Annotated in this window: 15 protein-coding genes; 7 read left to right on the forward strand and 8 right to left on the reverse strand. The window is 44.1% G+C overall.

Translation table 11 applies throughout. The annotated features are described in order from the left end of the window. Positions 1–247: 247 nt before the first annotated feature. On the forward strand, positions 248–3070 hold the full coding sequence (locus tag MKY01_RS26240) for an endo-beta-N-acetylglucosaminidase (protein WP_339284207.1): 2823 nt from the start codon (positions 248–250) through the stop codon (positions 3068–3070). 139 nt (positions 3071–3209) lie between these two features. Here MKY01_RS26240 and MKY01_RS26245 read toward each other — a convergent pair whose 3' ends face one another. After that, positions 3210–4787, reverse strand: a complete 1578-nt coding sequence (locus MKY01_RS26245) for a class I adenylate-forming enzyme family protein (RefSeq protein ID WP_315372080.1) — start codon at positions 4785–4787, stop codon at positions 3210–3212. A 665-nt stretch (positions 4788–5452) separates the two neighbouring features. Here MKY01_RS26245 and MKY01_RS26250 point away from each other — a divergent pair. Both MKY01_RS26250 and MKY01_RS26255 read left to right on the forward strand, forming a co-directional pair. Next, complete coding sequence (locus MKY01_RS26250; protein WP_339284210.1) at positions 5453–7099, forward strand: RNA polymerase sigma factor; 1647 nt, start codon at positions 5453–5455, stop codon at positions 7097–7099. A gap of 487 nt (positions 7100–7586) precedes the next feature. After that, positions 7587–8825, forward strand: coding sequence for a sigma-70 family RNA polymerase sigma factor (locus MKY01_RS26255; RefSeq protein WP_127547007.1), 1239 nt, complete (start codon positions 7587–7589; stop codon positions 8823–8825). Positions 8826–9264: 439 nt separating this feature from the next. Here the strand turns inward: MKY01_RS26255 and MKY01_RS26260 are convergent, their stop codons facing one another. Together MKY01_RS26260 and MKY01_RS26265 are read right to left on the reverse strand one after the other, a co-directional pair. After that, positions 9265–9930, reverse strand: coding sequence for a cyanophycinase (locus tag MKY01_RS26260; RefSeq protein ID WP_282320280.1), 666 nt, complete (start codon positions 9928–9930; stop codon positions 9265–9267). A 174-nt stretch (positions 9931–10104) separates the two neighbouring features. Next, complete coding sequence (locus MKY01_RS26265; protein ID WP_282320279.1) at positions 10105–11328, reverse strand: sigma-70 family RNA polymerase sigma factor; 1224 nt, start codon at positions 11326–11328, stop codon at positions 10105–10107. A gap of 255 nt (positions 11329–11583) precedes the next feature. On the opposite strand from MKY01_RS26265, the gene MKY01_RS26270 reads away from it, so the two are divergent. After that, on the forward strand, positions 11584–12402 hold the full coding sequence (locus MKY01_RS26270; protein WP_282320278.1) for a hypothetical protein: 819 nt from the start codon (positions 11584–11586) through the stop codon (positions 12400–12402). 109 nt (positions 12403–12511) lie between these two features. Here the strand turns inward: MKY01_RS26270 and MKY01_RS26275 are convergent, their stop codons facing one another. After that, positions 12512–14047: a helicase DnaB gene (locus MKY01_RS26275; protein ID WP_282320277.1), complete on the reverse strand. Its 1536-nt coding sequence runs from the start codon at positions 14045–14047 to the stop codon at positions 12512–12514. 384 nt (positions 14048–14431) lie between these two features. Beyond that, positions 14432–14725, reverse strand: coding sequence for a YuiB family protein (locus MKY01_RS26280; protein ID WP_036673352.1), 294 nt, complete (start codon positions 14723–14725; stop codon positions 14432–14434). 450 nt (positions 14726–15175) lie between these two features. On the opposite strand from MKY01_RS26280, the gene hemQ reads away from it, so the two are divergent. Then, positions 15176–15922, forward strand: a complete 747-nt coding sequence (gene hemQ, locus MKY01_RS26285; protein ID WP_036605768.1) for a hydrogen peroxide-dependent heme synthase — start codon at positions 15176–15178, stop codon at positions 15920–15922. Between the two features lie 303 nt (positions 15923–16225). Here the strand turns inward: hemQ and MKY01_RS26290 are convergent, their stop codons facing one another. Next, on the reverse strand, positions 16226–16480 hold the full coding sequence (locus tag MKY01_RS26290) for a hypothetical protein (protein WP_036605767.1): 255 nt from the start codon (positions 16478–16480) through the stop codon (positions 16226–16228). Further along, complete coding sequence (locus MKY01_RS26295) at positions 16477–17670, reverse strand: NAD(P)/FAD-dependent oxidoreductase (RefSeq protein WP_036605766.1); 1194 nt, start codon at positions 17668–17670, stop codon at positions 16477–16479. Before MKY01_RS26295 ends, MKY01_RS26290 begins: the two co-directional genes overlap by 4 nt. Before the next feature lie 627 nt (positions 17671–18297). Between MKY01_RS26295 and MKY01_RS26300 the strand changes: the two genes are divergently transcribed. Together MKY01_RS26300 and MKY01_RS26305 are read left to right on the forward strand one after the other, a co-directional pair. Continuing rightward, on the forward strand, positions 18298–19299 hold the full coding sequence (locus MKY01_RS26300) for an NAD(P)/FAD-dependent oxidoreductase (RefSeq protein ID WP_076253235.1): 1002 nt from the start codon (positions 18298–18300) through the stop codon (positions 19297–19299). A gap of 76 nt (positions 19300–19375) precedes the next feature. After that, the gene (locus tag MKY01_RS26305; RefSeq protein WP_074096361.1) at positions 19376–19627 is read left to right on the forward strand and encodes a hypothetical protein; all 252 of its coding nucleotides are present in this window, start codon (positions 19376–19378) and stop codon (positions 19625–19627) included. Between the two features lie 21 nt (positions 19628–19648). On the opposite strand, the gene MKY01_RS26310 is transcribed toward MKY01_RS26305, so the two are convergent. Then, on the reverse strand, positions 19649–19792 hold the full coding sequence (locus tag MKY01_RS26310; protein ID WP_017692430.1) for a sporulation histidine kinase inhibitor Sda: 144 nt from the start codon (positions 19790–19792) through the stop codon (positions 19649–19651). Positions 19793–19819: the final 27 nt, after the last annotated feature.

Raw genomic sequence — 19819 nt, forward strand, 5'->3', positions numbered from 1 at the left:
TTGAAGAAATTATTGTAAACGCTAACAATTTTCAAGTCGCATGTTCCCTCCGATGCTGTTTTCCTGACTTGAATTATACCATCAGGCTTCTGACATTAACTTGTCACCTGCAACTTTTCTTTAGTTTATATCTGTGTTTCTTTAATTTCACCCTATTTAAAAACGCTTTCATCCACTATCGTTAACCATAAGTTTAGCTTTGTGTAAAAGAATACCTTACATTCATTCCACTTGAAGGAGGAACAGCATGACACGCAAACTCAAAGCAAAAGGCATCATTCCCAAGGTCACTGCCATGGTCCTGACTACGGCTCTGCTTGGACAAGTTGTTGCATCATCCGTTTATGCCGGAGACACGCTCCCTTACACCGGTGAAAGTGCCAAAGGGGTGAATCAGCCCTATCAACATGGATACACCTCGGCCCAGATTCTGAACTGGACACCGGAAAGTGATATCCATGGCGATTTACTTCGTGCCCATGTTCCCTTGCAGCCCCGTAATGAAGCGTTTGCTGCCACACAGGCTTATCCTGAGCTTAGTCCGGACACCCAGTTATTCACAATGAGTGGCGATTACGGCAATGCATTCTTCGATAGCACACCTTATACCAATGAATTCAGTCAGTATCTGTTTAATTATTGGCAATATACAGACTACTACAGCTATTGGCACGGTATGGCCTCTGCAGGAGTACCGGAGGAGCTGTACGACCCGAGTAAAGAATGGACGGAGAAATACTTCGAGTTTGGCATTTTGAACATTCCGAATCCGGCCTACACCAATGCAGCCCACAAGAACGGCGTTAAGTCCATTGCCAACATCTTTTTCTCGGACAATGACCGTGGGCCACAAACCTATAAACAAATGCTGATCCAGGATGAAAACGGTAATTTCCCTGTGGCCGAGAAACTAGCCGAGATGGCAGAATACTACAACTACGATGGATATTTCTTCAATCAGGAAGAGGTTGCCCGGGGTGTAGCCCCTGAGGATATCGCTTCCTACAAGAAATTCATGAAATATCTAAGAGATAAAGGCCTGTACGTTCAGTGGTATGATTCCACCATCAATACAACAGGTAAAATTCAATACCAGAACCAATTTAATGGACTTAACAGCCCCTTTGTGCAGGATTCCGTTCTCGGCAGAGTCTCGGATTCCATCTTCCTGAACTATGTATGGAACCACAAGATGCTCCGCGATTCCCGTGATCATGCCCTTAGCTTGGGACTGGATCCACTGGAAACCGTATTTGCTGGTGTCGAAGGTGGACATGACAAATTCGGCCGCTGGAAGCAATCCTATGACCTGCGCCATAACCTGGATGAGAACGGTCAACCCATGAACAGCATCGCGACATTAGGTGCCGACTTCACCCACAACGCTCTGGATGAAGAGATGGGCGATGGCAGCACCAATCATCGTGCGGAAGATGAGTACCAGTGGATGACCTTTGTACGTGATCGTGCCTGGTGGTCTGGTCCAAATCAAGACCCGACAGATGCACGTCGTAATGCGTCTGCCGATCTGTCGGATGTGTATGCTTCCGGTGCAAATTGGGATGGAATTGCCGCTTATCTTACCGAGCGATCCGTCATCAACGGCTCCAATTTTGCGACCAACTTCAATACGGGCCACGGCCTGAAATATTATGAAGACGGTGCTGTCTCGAACGATAAAGAATGGTCCAATATCAACATTCAGGATATCCCTGTCACTTGGCAATGGTGGATGGATAGTGAAGGCGACAAGCTCAGTGTTGATTTTGACTATGGTCCCTCTTATGAGAAAGGCGCAAGGTACAACTATGACTCCATTGGCGCGTTTAATGGCGGCAGCTCTCTCGTGGTGAACGGCACACTGAACGCGGAGAACTTCCTGCGCCTGTACAAGACCGACCTGTCCGTCAACGGGCAATCGAAACTGGAACTGACGTATAACAAACCGTCGACTAGTGACGCTTCCTCCCTGCATGTTGGGTTGATCTTCGAAGATGATCCATCCAACGTGGTCAACGTAAATGTGCCTAATGCAGGCCAGCATACAGAAGGCTGGAAGACAACTTCGCTGGATTTGAGTGCCTATCAAGGCAAAACCATTGCCGCTATGGGATTATCTTTTGACCCGAATGGCAAAGCAATTGAGAATTACCAGATGAACATTGGCGAGATCCGCATTTCCGACGGTTCAGCGGCTGTACCGGATGCACCGACCGGATTCCATATTGCCAAAGCACTGACCAACACCGATGAACTGGTTGTTGCATGGGACATGAAGGACTATTCAGAGGTCAAACAATACAATTTATATGAAAATGGCGCCTATGTAGGCGGCGTGTATGATTCCACTTTTTATATCAAATCGCTAAAACAGCCATCTGGTGAACTGTCTATCCGTGCGGTTGGTGCAGATGGTACCGAAAGTGAAGCAACCGTCCTGCCTTACGATCTGAATGCAGCCGTTCAGGATATTGATGTGAAATTCAAAAAGAATGGCGATGCTATTGTAAGCTGGAAAAACCCGAAGAAAGTGAAAGACTCGGGCAAAGACAAAGATAAGAATACGGATAAGGACAAAGATAAAAATAAAGACAAAGGAAAAGGCAACAAGTCTATTCAACTCACACTAGAAACAGAATACACAAAAGAACCCTTCACCAAGTCACTTCAGGTCAAAAAAGGAAAACAATCTGTCGTCCTGACCGGACTTCCGACCAATGGTGAACATTACGTGCTGAACATCGCCATTGGCGGGCAGAATCCGGTAACCCATACCGGACAGCTCGCAGATCTTCAGATTACACCATACGCCAAGGAAAAGGTCACGGTAAAAGATGGAAAGTACACATTAGCCCTCCCGGATCTGGAGGACTGGTATAAGATCTATGTATATGAAAATGGGGTACCACGCGAGTTCGGAGTCACTTACGTTTCGCAGAAATTCCCGTATATCATTCGGGGAAGAACAAAGCTGAGTGAACTGACCTTCACTCCGGCGTCCAGCAACAGCTCATTGAAGCTGGTCATTGAGGATTATGCAGGCAATCAGGCCAGTACGATTTTGAGGTAACACTACGAGGTATTTTCGTGCCCGCCTGCATACTAGTTGAGATAAAAACAGCCCTTCACTTCCAAAAGGAAGTTGAAGGGCTGTTTTTGTTGATCTAACAATAAATATTCTGCCCAACAGCTATTTAACAGCATTCCCGTTAGCATAGTCCTTCGGATGAAATTGAGGATAGATGCTTGCGCAACTGCTTTTTGTCTATTTTATCCACGGCTGTTCTGGGCAAAGTATCCACAATGAACAGTTGAGTCGGCCATTTGTGCGGAGCAAGGTGTGGCTCACAAAACGCCCGCACCCGCGTCAGATCCATACTTTCACCATCCTGTAACACGATGAAAGCGACAAGTTCCTCGCCTTCGTCAGGAAGAGGATGTCCGATTATGGCCGCCTCGCTTACCGACTCATGGCTCACAATAACATGCTCCACTTCGGCACAGAACACATTGGAACCGTCCACAATAATCATATCCTTCAAGCGATCAAACACATAAAGGTAACCTTCGGCATCCAGACAACCGACATCCCCAGTTCGAATCCAACCATCGGACATGGTCTCGGCAGTAGCCCCCAACTGGCGCCAATACCCCAGCATGGTCTGTGCACCTCGAACAACGATTTCTCCAGCCTCGCCCGTAACTGTCTCACTTCCGTCCGTATCTAATATCCGAACTTCGAAGGCCTGCTCACCTTGGGCAGCCAAGTCAGCAGGACGACCTACGGATCGAAGGCGATGAGGATCGCCCATATGCTGAGCAGGAAAAAGGCGGCTTATGGACATTCCACATTCCGCTTGTGAGTAGTTGTTCACAATGATAACTTCAGGAAATTGCGATACGACCTCCTGTAGTGTATCCGGGGAAATAATGGACCCTCCGCAGCCAATAAGCGAAAGACTCTTCAAGTTTCTACTTCCTAGGGATACCTCGCGGGTAAGATCACGTAGCAGTTGGCCTACTGTGCTGAGTTGTGTAATCTGATCACGTTCAATAGCTTCCATAATGCGGTGTACATCCGCTGGGTATTTGTCTAGGAATACAAGACAGCCTCCAGCAGCCATGGTCGCCCACAACTGGAACTGACCCACCAGATGGGATAAGTTGAGCACTAACACACGACGCTTGAGATCATGACCGAAGCCTGCAGAAGGCGTAAGTTGATTCCAAGCAGCCATACCACGATGCGAATGCATGACCCCTTTTGGCCGACCAGTTGTCCCACCCGTATAAATCAGGACTGCCGTATCGTCTACACTTCGTTTGAAATGGTCTTTTGGAGAGAACGCGGGTTCCTGCTGTAAAAGAGTAGCGAGCGAACTGTTATTCGTCCCTTCTTCGTCTGTCGTAAACAGTTTTGGACAATACCCAAGAAGCTTTACCGTGGCAATAGCTGCTTTAGCATGTTGGTCATCATGAATAACCATATATGGTTCTGCATCCTGAAATATGGCAGCAAGTTCAGGTACTGTTAGCATAGGAGAAGGAACGAGTGGTATAGCACCAATCTCAACTGCTGCATAAAACGCAACAACGAGCTGGGGATCTGGATCACCTAAAAGGGCAAAGCGATCACCGGCCCGGAGTCCTTCAACATACAGGGCATGACTGAGTCTTTCAACTAGACCGTAAAGCTCCCCATAACTCATCGTTTGCCCATGTCGCATTAACGCAGGTTCCTCAGGGTACAGACTTGCTGCAATTGGCAATCGTTCGGATAGAAGCAAGCAATTACCCCCAACATTTAAATTTCCATTTCTCCGTTAAGAAAACTATGGAATAAAAAGAGAGTAGCATATATCTGGAATAATAAGTAATCACTATCCACTATTAAACTCATAAATTCTGCTGATATTACAGTTCTGCCCACAGACGATCCTTGCCGTTAACCTACTCGCTAGCTTAATTAGGCAGATCAAATTGGACTGCTTTCTAAATCCGTTAGTTGTAAACCGCAGTTGATTACGTTGATTCTTTGAGCATTAAGCTAACGTTTCTCGTTAGTATAATGAACCTCAATTATGCATTTGAATAATTAATCGAGACCACTCCTGGTTCACTACGGAACGAAGGAGTACCCCAAGTACCCGAAGAAGAACTTCGGCTCGTGCTCCTATTTTGTATCCTCCATAGTTGAACGGAAAAGAAGTATCTTTATATACTAAAAGTGAGACCTTTACATCTAAAGTAATCTTCATCTCGTTTAACAAAAAGTTCATAACGTCTCTTTAAATATTTAAATAACCTACTCATGATGTTGATGTTTGTAATTATACATGTATGAGCGATCCGTTAGGACGTCCAAATTTTTTAAAAAATAATCCCAACCTTTATTTCGCCTGGCACACTATATAATTGTCAGGAATTACAGATGCAACTATGGAGGCAAAAGATGGATTCAATTGGTAAAAACGGAAAAGAAGCGGCGGAAGCGATTCGGAGCTATGTCAAACCGATTTTCGGTTTTGCGTTAAACCGGGTCAAGCAGCGGGCCGAGGCGGAGGATCTGGCTCAGGAGATTATGTTGCAGTTGTTAAAATCCTTCTCCGGGGTGCGGGACATTAGAAGCCTTGACGCTTACGTCTGGACGGTTGCCCGATACACTTGGGTGAATTGGTTGAAAAAGCGTGCGCACGCTCCCCAAGCGATCGAAATCAACGGCATGTCCGAACTGTCGGCCGCCCCTTCTCGGGAGCCGCTTGACCGGTTGCTGGTAACCGAAGCTTACCGCGAGCTGCGCCGAGAAGTCGCGTTTCTGTCCGACATCCATCGCCGGATCGTGGTCATGCATTACTACGACGAGCTTAAAATCGGCGATATCGCGATTGCTCTGAACATTCCTGTCAACACGGTGAAGTGGCATTTGAGCGAGGCCAAAAAGAAGTTACGGAAAGGGATGAAACGTATGCGTGCAACAGGAACTTTAAGTGTCAATCCGATCAGCATGGGAGAAATGGGCCATTCAGGTTCGGCCGGCAGCCTGGGCGAAACCAACGATTTTCTTGGACGCGCCTTGGCGCAAAATATCGTTTACGCGGCTTATCATAAGGCGCGTACCGTACATCAAATCGCGGAGGAGCTCGGAATGCCGCCGTCTTTGCTGGAAGGCGAAGTCCGGCACCTGGCCGATTACAATTTTCTCATCCAAACCTCTCCCGGCAAATATCAAAGCAATACCATCGTCTGGGACCTCTTCGAGCTAGCCGTAGCTGGTCATCAATTCTGGCAAGATTGCGCCGCCGAAGTGGCCGATGTTCATTTCGACGCGTTAATGGAAGTTCGCCGGCAAGTCGAGGATAGCGGAGTGTACGTTCCGGACGGCGACTATAACTTCCTGCTCTGGACCTTGCTGCCCAAGAACGTCGAGGAGCAATCTTGGCGGAGCATGCCGGCTGGCGAAAACTTCGATGCGGTCGCACCAATGCGAAAGGACGGAGGTCAATATATTGCCTATGCGGCGTTAAATCGGAGCCACTATGCCGATCCGGGTTTTGATATGAGTAGTTACGTCACCTTCGGTCCGTCGCTCCGCTACGTCGAAGACTCTCCTTTATACTTGTGGCAATTCAATACGTACTGGAGCGACCGCCAGATGGATTGGCGTTTGCTGGAATATCGGAATGTCGAGATTTGTCATGCGTTCCAACAAGGGGAACTGCCCGACAACGAAGAGAACGCTGAGCAATATTCGTTCCTGCTGGAGAAGGGGTACATCCGCAAGACGAAGGAGGGGTACAAGTTCAATGCGGTCTGGATGGACTCTCCGCAAACGTTGGATCGGTTGAACAAAGCAATGCCGGATTTGTCCGCTCTGTATGCGCCTGCTGTCGGCAAGCTCTACGACAAAATGCTCAACCTGTTCCTGCAAAATCAGCCGAAGCATTTGGAGCCGCAGCTTGCTTACATGGTGAGAGGCAACACCGGCGGAGGCCGGCTTGTCGCTTATATTTTGAAGCATTTGATCGATAACGGGAAGTTAAAACCGCCGTTGCCGCACCAGCAGAAGACGATTTCAACCTGGATGGGGCCGGTCAAGTAAGTAGGTTCGGAAATGTATACGAAGAATAGTCGTTCCCGGACGGTGGCCGTTTTTACACAAAACTCTGTCTGTCCAACGAAGTGATTAGGTCATCGCTATTTCACACGGCCCCCTCCTGAACGTATGGAAATGATTAAAAACTACCCATGACGCATATGCGTCATGGGTAGTTTTTAATCGGAATCATATCTGCCAGACTTCTCCTTTACCTTACGATTTTTATCTTTCTTGTCCGCAATCAACCGTGAGAGGCCAGATGCTCCACAACTTGCTTTCCCAGAAAGCCAATACGTTTTTTTAGCTCCTGCATCTCTTTCTCCATTGATAATCCTCACTTAATACCACATAGCCGAATTGCCCTTACGCTTTGCTTTTTCGGGGTTTAAAAAAAGTGGAGTGGCGTCGTGTAAAATTATTTTAAAACGATGTGGCTTTTTACCTCCCTTCGGTGTCTAATGAATTGTAAGTTCAGGAGGAGGTATTACTGGTGTCACGAGCTCAAGACAAAAAGAAAATCCCTGTTCTTCCGGAGGATCAGGAGCACATCCAGCATTTCGAAGCCATTTATAATCAATATCGAGATAGAATTCGAAATTATATTGCAGTAAAGACAAATTCGGCAACTGCCGATGACTTAACGCAACAAGCTTTTTTAAAAGCAATGGAAAACTTTCATTTGTTTAACTATAACTCCAGTATATTTACTTGGCTATTCAAAATCGCTCAAAATATTGTGAAAAACGAGTATCGCACGAAATCACGAAATAAAGAAATGTTGCACGAAGTAATCGATTTTCAGTCCCAATCGATATCCCTCGATATTGCTAGAGATGTCGATATTCGTCTTGATATTAGTGCTGCATTAGCCCGATTGAATGAATTAGATCAACAAATCATATCATTGCGTTTTTTCGTCGATTGCACTTTATTGGAAATATCCAAAATCATCGGGATGCCTCAAAGCGCAGTCAAGAATAGACTCTATCGTGCCTTAAACAAACTAAAAAAAGAATTAAAAGAATGGGGTGACATTACAATCATGTCTATTAAAGAATTGATATCAATTGTGGATAAAAACGAGGCTCCCTCCAAGAATGATGGTATGAACAAGGTATACCATGACTTATTTGAAGAGTTGAAAAGCAATGTAGATCGAATTATTATAACCTATCGTCATCGACCTTCTCAGAAAATCGCTATTGAGATCTATCCGGATCTGCCCACTTTTCATCAAGCAATAAACGAGCCGGATGCGCCCAATTGGTTTATGGGAACCTATGAAGACAATAAAATTAAAATCGTATCCCCACTCAACCCAGGCCCTGAACATACCTATCAATCGGTACTACGGCACACTCTAAGCTTGTTTACGATGTGGTTAGTGAAGGATATTAATCCGTTGGCACCGAAATGGCTTACACACGGTCTCGGCGGGCATGAAGCCAAACAAACGTCACAAGAATATATCCAGTATAGAACTTCCGAATCGATTCAAAATAACGCTGTCCCTAGCTTTCAAGCATTAACTAATGATACCTGGGATTTCGAGAAGATAGGGGGATATGCATTCTCGCACTTGATCGTAGAATATCTCATCCATTCATACAGTTTAGATGCGCTCAACAAATTCATACGCGATGCCACTGATTTTCAAGGCGCATTTCAAGTATCGGAAGCTGAGTTGCACGGGATGTGGGTGCAATATTTAAAATCTAGGCTATGTTAAATTTTGATACTAGTATTTGACCATAACAAAACCACCTTCGAAAAGGTGGTTTTGTTATGGTCTCCCGTAGCTCAACAGTACACTATACATGTTCTATCTAGTACAGCCTTATAGCCCCAATCATTAAACTATCCTGCCCGTTAGCTTAATGAGGTGCTCATCATCCTAATATAATTTTCCTGTTCTCTACTTTCTGTAAAGGTATACAAAAAAGGAGCTTCAGCATTTCTGCAACGCTCCTATTGTCCGTCCGCTAGTTGAAAACAGCAGATGATCACTTTGAAACCCTGCCGACTATAGGCCCTAGGAGTATTAAGATTGCATCTGTTTACAAACAGTATTCCAATTATAAAAAGGAGATCTGAGATGATCACCTGTTAGCCATGATTTTATACATTATAAGGAATTACTTATGTAAGGTCACAGCCACTCACCCTAATTAGAGCGTCTCAACCAACTTCTGAATCTTTGAGTGGGAAATTAAATATACAGGTCCCATTATTTCTATTTTGCCGTCCTTTACACGTATAGCGCTCTCCTGTTCTGCCGCATAAACATCAATCGCTTCAGACAAGGGGGACAGGTAGCCTTGAACAAACGTGGCGTAGTCGCGTTGAGAATGAGATTCGTAGGCAAAATGATCAAAACCAATACCATTATAAATAGTACTTGTTTCAACTTCATCAGTGTTATTCAAGCTTAACCATTTTGCAGCCATGTTTAACGCACCGGCGCTGGCACCCATTATAATGGCATTGCTATTCTTAATAACATCCGATAATTCATAATCCAACAAAAAATCGTTCTGTAAAACAGGATATCCACCACATAAAAAAATGACAGAAGCGTTCCGAATGAATCGCTGAGCATCTTCTTTCTGCATACGGTAATCGATGAAATGATATTCATCAAAAATAATGTTAGCCTGATTCAACCATGTCCATTCAGAAACATCATCAAAGTTAACTTGCTCATCTTTATAACCAGACGGATTAGCACTAATCATAACAAGCGATTTTCTGTCTTGTATATCCTCCTGTAAACAATGGACCAGCTTCTCAGGAAAAAAATGATTAAACCAACTGAAATAGTAGTGAGTTTTCAAACTTAATTACCTCCATATGTATTATTTACATTCATCCATAGGATTCATATACAACCTCTTTTTATATGCATTATACAAAATAATCCAATTAATTGATAGTACCTTTAACATAACTCTAACCACGTTAAAAAAAGCCCGGTTCTTCCCCCCGGGCGACTTACATTTTTGTATGGGTTACTTACTTATAAATTCTACCATCTTCTGATGTAATTCTTTCTCGGAACATTGAAAGATACCATTAAAATCCTGGGGGTTACGGATCAATTTGTTTAACTGGTCTATTCCATATTGTTGAACAACAAACTCCACAAATAGGAACGAAAACTGAAAACCCTTCATCGTTTCGAAATCCCAGGTATCATTATCTAATTGTTCGAACGTTGGGATCTCTAAATTGTGGATAGCCTCTTCTGTTGTACCTTCAATATAGTCCTGAGTCATCAGCTTGGCTTCATATCCACCAATTCCTTGCCTTATCCATTTCGGAGCCTTCGGATTGATTTCACTTATTAGCCACATGGTGAACAAGTGAACCGTACCTTTAAGAATCGATTGATAGGTATGCTCCGGTCCTGGATTTAATGGAGATACAATTTTAAGAATACTCCCTTCATAGGTACCCATGAACCAATTCGGAGCATCTGCTTCTCCGACCGCTTGGTGAAACGATGGCATATTAGGATATACTTCAATCGTTACTTTTCGCGATGGATGATAATTGTACTTTAACGAGATTCGTTCAATATGATCACTTAGTTCATTGAACAAATCATGGTGTACTTTATTAGGCGTATTGTTCAATCCCTCGTTTTCACCCTTATTAACAATTGAAATCAAATCTTGAATAGACATGATCGTAACGCCTCCCCATTCTTTCAGTTCCTTTTTAAGTTTTTCCAAAGCTCTATAGAGTCTGTTCTTTACTGCACTCTCACGCATCCCGACAATCTTAGAAATTTCAAGCAATGTGCAGTCCACAAAAAAGCGTAATGCAATGATTTCCTGGTCGGTTTCATTTAACTTTTTCAGCGCAACTCCGATATCAATTCGAAAATCAACATACTTCGTAAATTCAAGGGAGATCGACTGTGATTCATATCCCGTAAAATCAAACGGCGTTTCTTTTTTTCGCGATAATCTTCGATATTCGTTTTTCACTGTATTCTGAGCAATCTTGAATATCCATGTAAATAAATTTGATTTCCCTTGGAATCGGTGAAGATTCTCGACTGCTTTTAAAAACACCTGTTGAGTCAAATCATCTGCAACCATCGGGTTCAATTTCAGGGAAAAGTAGTTGCAAATTCTTTGACGATACAGCTCATAAGTGTTTTCAAAGTTAGTGATACTTTCCTGTTTATCCGGATAAACAGGTTTTGTGTCATGAGCTCCTGACATGGTAAGAACCTCCTCTTGATTTACAATGAATTAGACACCAGAGAGAGTCAGAAGGCCACATAAATATAAAATAAATATGTATTCAATCTTTCAGGTTTGTTACTTACAGGACTAATCACCCTTTTTGAAATCTCACTTCATATCATCTCTATGATTTCATATCTTTACAAATTTATAATGATAAGCAAAGATTGGAATAGTTCTGGAGGGAATCACATCATGTAACCGCCTTCCCAAAATGAAGGAGAGATAATAATGAAATACACCAATGTTTTATTATCAAGCGTCATTGTTTTAGGTAGCTTAGGCACGTTATCAACTGCATCATCTTCACTTCATACTTCAGATAAAATAGCACATATTGTTGCTAACTCAACATCTGTGAACTCTTCGACATACCAGAGTATATCTAAGTTTGAAAAAACAAAAGGCTCAAACAAAATTGTCTGGAGAGGTGACAACATCACGATAACCGCGAACACCTTAAAGCTAGATGCTGCTGCCGATTTTGAGCAAAACATCATTGACACCATTGTAGTTACTCATGGTAAAGAAAAGCACACCCTACAAACAGGAGATTTTGAAGTGAAATTATTGGATATAAGTAGTGTTGCTGAATCTCCATCGAATGAATGGGTTGCTATCCAAGTAGAAAAAAGTGCCGGCAGCAACCTCATTCTCGTGAACCTTAAAACAGGAAATTACACAATTATAAACGAACGTCTTGAAAAAGCAGGTAAACAAAATGTAGAAACCATTTCATCATATAATTGGTCACCAAAAGAAGACATCATTGCATTTTCTTATGGAAGTACGGATAAAAGCACGTTAGCAATATACGACACTAAGAAAGACAGTGTTGTTTATCTCCCTCGGGCAACCAACTATATTAGCACAGGTCTAATTTTATGGTATAAGAACGGAAAAAATATTGATTATATTAGTGAGTATCCTTCAGATCAATGGATTCTTTTCAGATACGATACAGGAAGCAAAAAAGTTAAGCCTGTAAAAAGAATCACAAAAAAGGAATTTCAGCAGTGGTTTAAATTAGATAAATATCCTACAAAATAATAAAAAAAATGGATTAAACGTAAAATACGTTTCTTCAGTTCAACTTATATAGCAAAAAGGCGAGTCTCCATTAATCGGGGGACTCGCCTTTTTGCTATATAATAAATATTTAAGAAGTTCCTTTTTGTTTACTCGCCTGCATCTGCTGGGCAAACCGCATCATCTCTTCGAACTCTTCCTCGGATACGGCATCTCCATCGGTGCTTATGTCTTGTACAATCGGAATTTCGGGCTTGGCTTTGGTTCCTTTGCCGTATGTACGGGTACGGGTTCCAGCTGCACCAGCAGCCTGTTTGCCTTTGACCTTGGCCTGATCACGAATATATTGAACAGCTTTCTCGTAGGAGTTAACCTGCTTGAGCAACATGTTGGAGGCGATCGCCTCAACGAAGTTACGGTTAATCCGCTGCTCGCCGCCGGATACAAGCAATGCCATCAAATAATGAATCAATACATTGATGACTTCACCAGGCAACTTGTAACTCAGATCAATTTTCTCAAATATATCGATCAGATTGTCCGGTACTGCACCAGGGAAGAACGTCTGCAGCAGACGCGTATACGGCTCATTCCGCAACATCATATTGTATTGATGAATATCACACTTGGTCATAAATTGTGGAGGCACTTCGACGTAGTACTCCATCTGCACTCCATGCTCAACAGGTGGTTCACCAGAGTCCTCTTTCCGTTCAGGCTCCTCCATATGTTGTCTCAGTGCCACGACCTTGGCTGCCTGTACAGTCTGTTGCTCATGGCGCTTCTTGGTCTGCCTGAACTGCATGCTCGCCTTATGCTGAAGATCATCCAGAATCAGCTGGCCCTGTGGACTGAAGATATCATCTTCATCCAGCAGACGGCATACATCCTGCACACTGAGGTTAAACTTGTTTACTACATAATTTACAATGCCCAGTTGTTCATGATCGAACCGCAGCTGTTCTACATGACGACGATTGACCGACTCCCGTGGAAAACGCAAAATAATGTCGGCATAGTTCAAACTATTTTCTTCCGCTGTATCATTCGTGCCTGTCCGCTGGGCCGTAGTTGATACTTCCGACAATGCTTGCTCCAACTCGTAATCAATTACATGGGTATTCAATTCAAATATATCGTAAAAGGGAACGGAAATATTCTCTTTATTGGCTGCCGGATAAGGCGCGTCCCCATTTTCCACTGCCGAGAAACCGGAACGCAAGGAAAGTACGGCGAATTTGCCTATCTTGTCACGAAGCAACAGTGTCAAATGCTGTGTCCGGAAAAACTCTGCCGGAGAAAGCGGCGGTTGCAGCTCATATTCGTAGATGTAATCATCATTTTCCGGTATATATAGCCGTGAAGTCTGAAGTAGTCCCACTGCCTCAAGCTTGGATGTCTGCTCTAACAAATATTTGCGCCCTTTCTCACTTGGCTCCAAGCCAAGTGTCATGAACAGCCTCCGTTGCTGTTCAAGCGGCGAATAACCGACCTGTTCACCGGGAAGATGCTGAAACAACAGCCGATACAAGCCAACCGCAAAAGCACCTACCATGGGCTGATATGCTCCTGTAAGCATACGGTCATCCAGGGCGCTAAGTCCAAACTCCCTGTATACGCAGTAGCGATGATGTTCAGTATAATGGTGCAGATTCTTCATGCGCATAGCCTGATCTCCTTCTCCCCAAAAGTATGTTTATCTATTCTATCATAAATGTCTGATCCTCAAATGCTCAAAAACAGGTAAAAAGATGGCCTGTTCTCGTTCCGTTTCGTCCTAGGTCGACATCATTCACGTTTTCGCCGAATTCAGCAAATTTCTAAAATAAAATGTCGAGAGCCGCTAGAATACTATAAAAGCTGTAGCCGCAGAATACAAGGGAATATCTAAAGAGAATGTTCTCCAGATGTATATGAAGTACAAGTGTACAATAATCCTTCTAATATAAATGAATAGCAAAAAAGCCTTCCCTTTGTACTCGTAAGCGTTTACGACAAAGACAAGACTTTCACGCGATTACAGTGGCATGTGTTGCCTCTTTCCAACAATCTAAAACATTCTGTACCCACCCAGTCGCAACTTCTGGATCGTCCAGCCACTGATTATCGCACCAGCCAGTCCAGCGATGCCCGTCATATAGTCTACAAGCTGGAAAGAACCCAGATGTGACATCAGAGATGACGACTGATCCCATAGAGAGTACACAACAATAGGCAGAATTACAATAATGAACAGATAGGAAGGAAACCAGGTTGTCTTCATCAGCATGTTCAGAATGAAACCGATACCAAACATCATAACGAAAAATAATACCATCAATACTAACACAGGTATAAATTGCATCGGGCGACATTCACCTCTTCTTTCACACATTCAGGTTTCACTTCTGGATAGTAGTTAGTGTACCGCAAAAAATGTGGCGAAGCAACGAACTTTCTGGACAAATTTCCCTATATTTATACTCTGTTCATTTGCCCTTCTGCTTCATGTTGGGATACAATGTAAACGATAAAGCACTCACCCGTCCCTTATAGTGCGTGTTCAAAAAGACTGGTTTTCAGTACCGAGAAGATGGAATGAAGTTAGAAATGGAGCAGCGGAGCGTAGATAGAGCTACGTGAGCAACTACAATGTTCCCGAAGGAAACATACTTCGTAAGCATCCACTTATTTCGGCTGAATGCCATATTCGATGCTGATGATGCCACCAGGCATGATTCGTAATCAAAAGCGGACTTTTTGAACAACCTCTTATAGGGATTTGGAAATATACCTTGCAGGAGGAACACAACCAATGAACGAAGCCGCATCAACACTGGAGGGCTGGTATGCCCTGCATGATTTTCGCTCGATTAACTGGGCCGCCTGGAAAGCAGCAGATGATGAAGAACGCGCTGTAGCACTGGACGAGCTTCAGGAATTCTGGAAAGAATGGAAAGAAGTCGAGGATTCATCCAAAGGAAGTACCGTTGTATATACGGTTGTAGGTCAAAAAGCAGACCTCGTCATGATGCACCTGCGTGAAACGCTGGAAGATCTGAAGGCTGTTGAGAACGCGTTTAACAAAACGATGTTTGCCCAATACACAACTAAGTCGTATTCCTACGTCAGTGTAGTGGAACTGAGCAACTATCTTGGCAAAGAAGGCGAAGACCCGATGCAGAATCCGGATATTATCGCCCGTCTGAAACCTGTTCTGCCACAACGGCAATACATCTGCTTCTATCCGATGAACAAAAAACGTGAGCTGAATGACAACTGGTACATGCTGTCCATGGACGAGCGTCGCACCATGATGCGCAGTCACGGCATGATTGGCCGCAGCTATGCGGGTAAAGTAAAACAGATCATTACCGGCTCTGTCGGTTTCGACGATTGGGAATGGGGCGTTACGCTATTTGCGGATGACGCACTTCAGTTCAAAAAACTCGTCTATGAGATGCGTTTCGATGAAGTTAGCGCCCGTTATGGCGAATTCGGTTCGTTCTATGTGGGAAGTCTGTTGAACGAAGGAACACTGGAAGACATGCTTAAGCTGTAGAAACAGCACAAAGCACAATAAAGCACCGCGACATCTCCTGTAAAGGATACTGTCTGCGGTGCTTTATTATCTATCTATATTCTACTACCTCAAGCTTGATTTAGATCTATATTGTTTGAACTATTTATTTACACAAAAACGGAAAGGACAGAAAAAACCTGAAAAAGCGAAGCGTTCGCCTTTATCACCGGATTTTCCCTTTAACAAAAGGGAATCAAAAAAATCTGGGGATAACAGCGATTGGAAGGTTATTCTGTCATTGAAGTGTATGTGTAAACATCTTTAGTTCAACTTATATCGTCTCTAATCCTCGTCCTCATCATCTACCGCTTTCAGCGATTCGAGGAACTCGGCTGTGGCCCGATCACGGTCACGCCCCTTCTCTTTAAGCCGCTCAATCGCAGGCATAATGAGAATATCCACTTCTTTCTGCACGATGTAGGCCAGATCATACTGATCCTGTTCCTCGAGATAACCACCGACCTGCATCAGGGCGTTGTAACGATCCAGCTCTTCACGTGTTAATAGTCCCCGGACCTGAACACTGCAATGTCTCATCCAAAAAACCGCCCTTTCTTCAGGACTAGCGGAATACCACCAATGATGAACAGATAACGCAGATCTACCAGCTTCTTCAACTGAGCCGCTTTCCAGCCCTTGTATTTCTTGCCGCCCACAACGGCAATAGCTTCACCTTTACCAAGTGATGCAACCGTGCCTTTGCTCGTAAATACAAAAGGTTGTGGCTGTTTCTTGCGAATGGATGCCACGACGTTCTTAGCGCAGTTCACACCCTGCTGCATCGCAATCTGGGCTGTTGGCGGATAAGGCCGTCCTTCCGCGTTGAAGACAAGTGAATTATCACCAATGACATAGACATGCTCATGCCCTGGAGCACGCAAGTAGTCGTCTACTTTCACACGTCCTCGCATCACTTCAAGACCTGCCTGTTCAAGCAGTGAGTTACCGCGAATACCGCCGGTCCATACGACTGTAGCTGCATCGAGCTTTTCACCTTCACCCACAATAACCCCGTCCGGGAGACATTGCTTGATTGGAACACCAATTTTGAAAGTAACACCCTTTTTCTTGAGCACATTCATTGCATGTTCTACCAATTCCGGGTCAAATCCAGGCAAGGCCGAAGGCGCTGCCTCTACATTATAGATGTGCACATGTTTCGGATTCACGTCGAACTCCTTGCACAGCTGTGGAATACGATCTGCAAGTTCAGCTACGAATTCAACACCACTGAAACCCGCTCCACCTACGACAAACCGAATACGATTTCGTTTGTTATCGTTTTTGTACATCGCAAATTGATATTCGATGTGTTCTCGAATCAGTCTGACCGAGTTAATGCTGCGGATTGTCATGGCGTGATCGAGCATCCCTGGAATACCGAAAGTCTCAGGCTCACCGCCTAGTCCAATAATCAGATAATCATAGGATAACGTGCCGTCCTCCAGAATAATCTTCCGATCCTGCAGACGAATCTCCTTCACGGAAGACTTGACCAGATCAATCTTGAACTCATCAATCAGCTTGGAAATGGGCACTCTTGCATGCTCAATGGTATCCGTGCCGGCTGCCGGCATATGTAGATGTGTAGTAATATAATGATAATCATGCCGATTCACCAGTGTGACGTCGGCCTCGTTATAGTTCAATTCCTTCTGCAGCCGCTGGGCTGTCAGAATCCCGCCATAGCCCGCGCCGAGGATGACGATTTTGGGAATACTGCTCATGTCTATACCCCTTCCGGTTTCACTTGCATCAACCCGATCTTGGGTGAGATGCAAAATGCACATACTTACAAATATTGATGAGGTCTTGCCCATTATGACGACAAATGTTAACTTCGCGAATTTATTTAAACGTTTGCATCAATTTCATAACTCACTAAAAATGGATTTTATGAAACTAGATATCGACGTATCGAACCGTTTTGATCTATATCTAGACTTGATTGAAGCAACTAAAGGGTTTATGAAATTGATACGTTTGCACGCAAGTTATCGTTTCAAGTTGTGAAATTAACCACAAGATTCTACAAAACACGGGATCTGTCTTCATATTACATATTGACTCTAAATTAGACAAAAAAACACATAGTACAGGTCAAGGATATCTGTATTTCTAGTAAAGATCAAGGTTTTTTTTGTTATTTTTCATAACCTTTCATTTCCAATTTCATCCTATTCTCATCTGATCTTCATCAATTGTTCCCAGTTTCGTGACGCCGCTAACTTTGCAACCCTGAATACACCGTTTATAATAGGAAAGACAGTTCAGCACCCATGCCGGTTACGATACGTAGCCTGCACATTCTTTCTGTTAACTACCTATTAAAATATGAAAGGTGTTGTTGATTCTTGACTGCACAAAATTCCAGTCATGATATGACTGATTTACTTATTATCGGTGGAGGCCCTGCGGGTCTGTTCGCCGCGTTTTATGGTGGGATGCGTCAGGCATCCGTTACACTGGTTGAAAGTATGCCACAGCTTGGTGGACAGCTTGCCGCTCTTTACCCGGAGAAATACATCTATGATGTAGCCGGATTCCCGAAAGTAACAGCTCAGGAACTGGTGAATAACCTCGTTGAGCAAATGAATCATTTTAACCCGAACATCCGGCTTGAAGAAAAGGTTGTATCGGTGGAGAAAAAGGATGAGCAACATTTCGTCGTGAAGACGGATGAGAATGAATATCATGCCAAAGCCGTCATTATTACAGCTGGTGTAGGTGCATTCGAACCACGTCGCCTGGAGCTTGAAGGTGCTACCAAGTTCGAGAAGAGCAACCTGCACTACTTCATCAGTGATCTGAATGCCTTCGCTGGCAAAAAAGTACTGATCAGTGGCGGCGGTGACTCCGCGGTAGACTGGGCACTCATGCTAGAGCCTATCGCTGAGCAAGTGACACTGATCCATCGCCGGGACAAGTTCCGTGCACATGAGCACAGTGTCGAAAACCTGATGAATTCCAAGGTGAATGTCGTTACACCGACCGAAATCACGGAACTTCATGGGGATGACACGATTACCAAGGTAACCCTTTCTCATGTGAAAACCAAAGAAACTCAGGAAATCGAAGTAGATGACGTGATCGTTAACTTCGGATTTGTCTCTTCTCTCGGACCGATTGCCGAGTGGGGTATCGAAATTGACAGTAACTCCATCGTTGTTGATTCCCGCATGGAAACATCTATTCCAGGAATCTTCGCTGCCGGAGATATCACAACATATCCGGGTAAACTGAAGCTGATCGCTGTCGGATTCGGCGAAGCTCCAACAGCCGTCAACAATGCGAAGGTGTACTTCGATCCGGATGCCAAGTTGTCCCCAGGACACAGCAGTAACATGAAACGCTAGTTTTGCTGAAATAACATATATTGATACAAAAAAGGGTATCTTACTCCTGAGTGAATCAATATCAGGAGGGATACCCTTGTCTTATATATGCCCGCTGTGTAACGGTCTGGTTGTACCGGAGCAGGCTTGCCCCCACTGCCTTCAGGGACTGTTAGAATGCGGCAAATTGGATGATTACACCGGACCATACAGCCCCTACGTATTCCAACCTTCCTCTGACACAGCAGACGAAGTCGAAAACGTTTGCAATCATGTGATGTACTGTCACCATTGTCAGACGAGCACGCCATGGCCAGTCTCACTATGGGACTTGTCCGGAAACCTGTAACATTGCCTGCAATGAGGATCTCTAGTGAAGAATGGCAGATACGTCGGTACCCAGTTTGCGCTTATGGATTTCTGCCAACAGCAGTGCGATGAAATCTCGTTCGAGATTCAACTCAATCGCTTTATGGTAGGAATCCAACAACATCTCATCGGATAACATAGCCATTTCCCGCCACAACCTTTCCTTTTTTTT

This window comes from Paenibacillus sp. FSL R5-0486, from assembly GCF_037975155.1.
Lineage (GTDB): Bacteria > Bacillota > Bacilli > Paenibacillales > Paenibacillaceae > Paenibacillus > Paenibacillus amylolyticus.

Coding starts and splice junctions, on each gene's coding strand:
- MKY01_RS26240 (WP_339284207.1), top strand. CDS start 248: ATGACACGCAAACTCAAAGCAAAAGGCATCATTCCCAAGGTCACTGCC.
- MKY01_RS26250 (WP_339284210.1), top strand. CDS start 5,453: ATGGATTCAATTGGTAAAAACGGAAAAGAAGCGGCGGAAGCGATTCGG.
- MKY01_RS26265 (WP_282320279.1), bottom strand. CDS start 11,328: ATGTCAGGAGCTCATGACACAAAACCTGTTTATCCGGATAAACAGGAA.
- MKY01_RS26270 (WP_282320278.1), top strand. CDS start 11,584: ATGAAATACACCAATGTTTTATTATCAAGCGTCATTGTTTTAGGTAGC.
- MKY01_RS26275 (WP_282320277.1), bottom strand. CDS start 14,047: ATGCGCATGAAGAATCTGCACCATTATACTGAACATCATCGCTACTGC.
- MKY01_RS26280 (WP_036673352.1), bottom strand. CDS start 14,725: ATGCAATTTATACCTGTGTTAGTATTGATGGTATTATTTTTCGTTATG.
- hemQ (WP_036605768.1), top strand. CDS start 15,176: ATGAACGAAGCCGCATCAACACTGGAGGGCTGGTATGCCCTGCATGAT.
- MKY01_RS26290 (WP_036605767.1), bottom strand. CDS start 16,480: ATGAGACATTGCAGTGTTCAGGTCCGGGGACTATTAACACGTGAAGAG.
- MKY01_RS26295 (WP_036605766.1), bottom strand. CDS start 17,670: ATGAGCAGTATTCCCAAAATCGTCATCCTCGGCGCGGGCTATGGCGGG.
- MKY01_RS26310 (WP_017692430.1), bottom strand. CDS start 19,792: ATGGCTATGTTATCCGATGAGATGTTGTTGGATTCCTACCATAAAGCG.